Source organism: Protofrankia sp. Cr1 (assembly GCF_963555865.1).
Taxonomy (GTDB): domain Bacteria; phylum Actinomycetota; class Actinomycetes; order Frankiales; family Frankiaceae; genus Protofrankia.
Genome location: NZ_CAUVXO010000240.1, coordinates 1 through 2,277, shown reverse-complemented (window position 1 = coordinate 2,277; position 2,277 = coordinate 1). Strand labels below are relative to the sequence as shown.

Annotated in this window: 1 protein-coding gene and 1 pseudogene; both read right to left on the bottom strand. The window is 67.0% G+C overall.

The features are described from left to right. Positions 1-1,937, bottom strand: a 1,937-nt coding sequence (locus U9980_RS17505; RefSeq protein WP_322768902.1) for an ATP-binding cassette domain-containing protein, incomplete at its 3' end; no start/stop codon positions are given. Positions 1,938-2,211: 274 nt separating this feature from the next. Further along, a pseudogene (locus U9980_RS17500) lies at positions 2,212-2,268 on the bottom strand (hypothetical protein); the annotation flags it as partial. Positions 2,269-2,277 lie beyond the last annotated feature (9 nt).

Genomic DNA, 2,277 nt, shown 5'->3' with positions numbered 1-2,277 from the left:
ACAAGTCCGAACATCAGGTTGCCGGCATAGGTGGCCGCGGCGTGATTCCAGCGTGAATCGCCGTCGACGACGTTCCGCGACACCACGTTGAGATCCGTGGTCGACGCCAGTGCCGCAAAACCCCAGCGTGCAGGGGCCAGCCAGCTCGCCTGTTCCAACCCGGGGCGGCCGACGACGGGCACCATGCCGCCACAGAGCACCAGCTGGGTCATGGTGATCAGCACGAGCAGCGGCATCGCCTTCTCCGCCTTGTCCACCAGCGCAGAGATCACCAGACCCAGCATTGCCGAACCGAGCGCAGCCACCGCGACCGCGAGTAGCACCTCCGGCCAGGGCGAATCGATGACGGCTCCATGCGCCGGAGCCCGGCCGAGCAGGGCGATCAACGTCAGGATCACCGACTGGACGCCGGTGATCAGCGCCAGGATGACAATCTTCGAACTCAGGTAGGCCGTCGTCGACAGGCCGATCGTCTGTTCCCGACGGTAGATCGCCCGCTCCTTGACGATCTCGTGAACGGCGTTGGCCGTCCCCATCAGGCAGGCGCAGACGACGAGCACCAGCAACACCGTGGGTGCGTCCAGGTTCGACTGGCCGGGTACCACACCCAGATCGTGGCGGGCGCGGACACCCCGCGGTACCAGACCGAGCAGGACCGGGAAGGCGATGATAAGTCGCAGGTAGGAGCGGTCGGATGTGGTCACCGACAGCGCGCGGCGAAACAGCGTTGACAGCTGCGCGAACACCGACTGCTGTCGCAGGCTCGCAAGTTCCGCGGGTGCCGGCCGGGCGGACGGTGCGGTCACGGAGGTGGCGACGTAGAGGTTGGATGCACGGAAGCGGGCCCCGGCATCCGCACCCGAGCTCGCCTCCAACTCGAGGAACACATCGGAGAAGTCGGGCTTGCCGAAGTACGGAAGGGCGCCGCGCGGCGGGCCGAAGTACGCGACATGCCCGCCAGGGGCAAGGACCATGACGTAGTCACACGAGTCGAGGTGGGCCACACTGTGCGTCACCACGGCCACGGTGCGCCCGCCGTCCGCGAGCGTACGCAGTGACATCATGACCGACTTGTCGAGTCCCGCGTCGAGACCGGACGTCGGCTCGTCCAAGTACAGCAGCGATGGCCTGGTCAGCAGCTCCATCGCCACGCTGGTCCGCTTGCGCTGGCCGCCCGACAACCGGCTGACCTGTGTGTTCGCATGCGCTGTCAGCCCAAGCTCGGCCAGCACCTCATCGATGCGCGTCCGCCGCTCATCGGCGCTGACGTCCGGCGGGAAGCGTAGTTCGGCCCCGTATTCCAGGGCCTTGCGCACGGTCAGGGCGGAATGCAGCAGATCTTCCTGGGGCACGTAGCCGATCCGGCGGCGCAGCTCGTCGTACTCGGCGTAGACGTCACGGCCGGCATAGCGGACACAACCGGTGTCCGCGGGACGGAACCCGGTGATGGCGCCCAACAGGGTCGACTTTCCCGCACCACTCGGGCCGATCACAGCAAGCAGGCTGCGCGCCGGCAACCGGAAACTGACATCATGCAGCAGCTGCTTGCCGCCGACCGACACCGACAGTCCCTGCGCCTCGAAGGTGGCATCCCCTTTGTCGACGGCCTCTACCAGCGTGTTGCCTCGCAGTTGGAACAGGTGGTGTCCGACCGCGACCACATCGCTTTCTTTCAGGGATTCCTGAGTCACCCGCCGTCCATTGAGGAACGTGCCGTTGGCCGACCCGACATCGACGATCTCGATCCCGGCGTCGCCGACGTGCAGTTCAGCGTGGCGTCGGGAGACGAGCAGGTCGGCCACGGTGATGTCGTTGTCCGCGCTGCGTCCGATCGACGTTGTGCCGTAGAACAACTGGTGGACGTTGTGGCGCTCGTACTCGAGCTCGGCCCGGCCCGGTGCATTCTTCGCCTCGGCCGCCGACGGCGGTTCGATCATGGCTTTTCGCGAAGCCCGGAGTCCTCGCCTCGGGAATTCCGGACCCACCTGGCCTTCCGGGGCCACCTGGCCCGGGTACACGCTCGGGGCTGTCGTGCAGCAGCGTCGCCAGCTCGGCCGTGGGTGCCTCCGCGGACGGGGCCTGGGCGTCGACCACCACCTCTGGGCCGGTGGGTGCGCCGAGCCGGAAGCTGGTTCGGCCACGGACCATCCTGGTAGCCACTTTTTCGCCGTTCGCCCAGGTCCCGTTCGAACTGACATCCCGCACCGACCATCCATTGCGGGCCGGCTCGATCACCAGGTGGCTTCGTGAAACCTGCACATCGGCCATGACGATGTC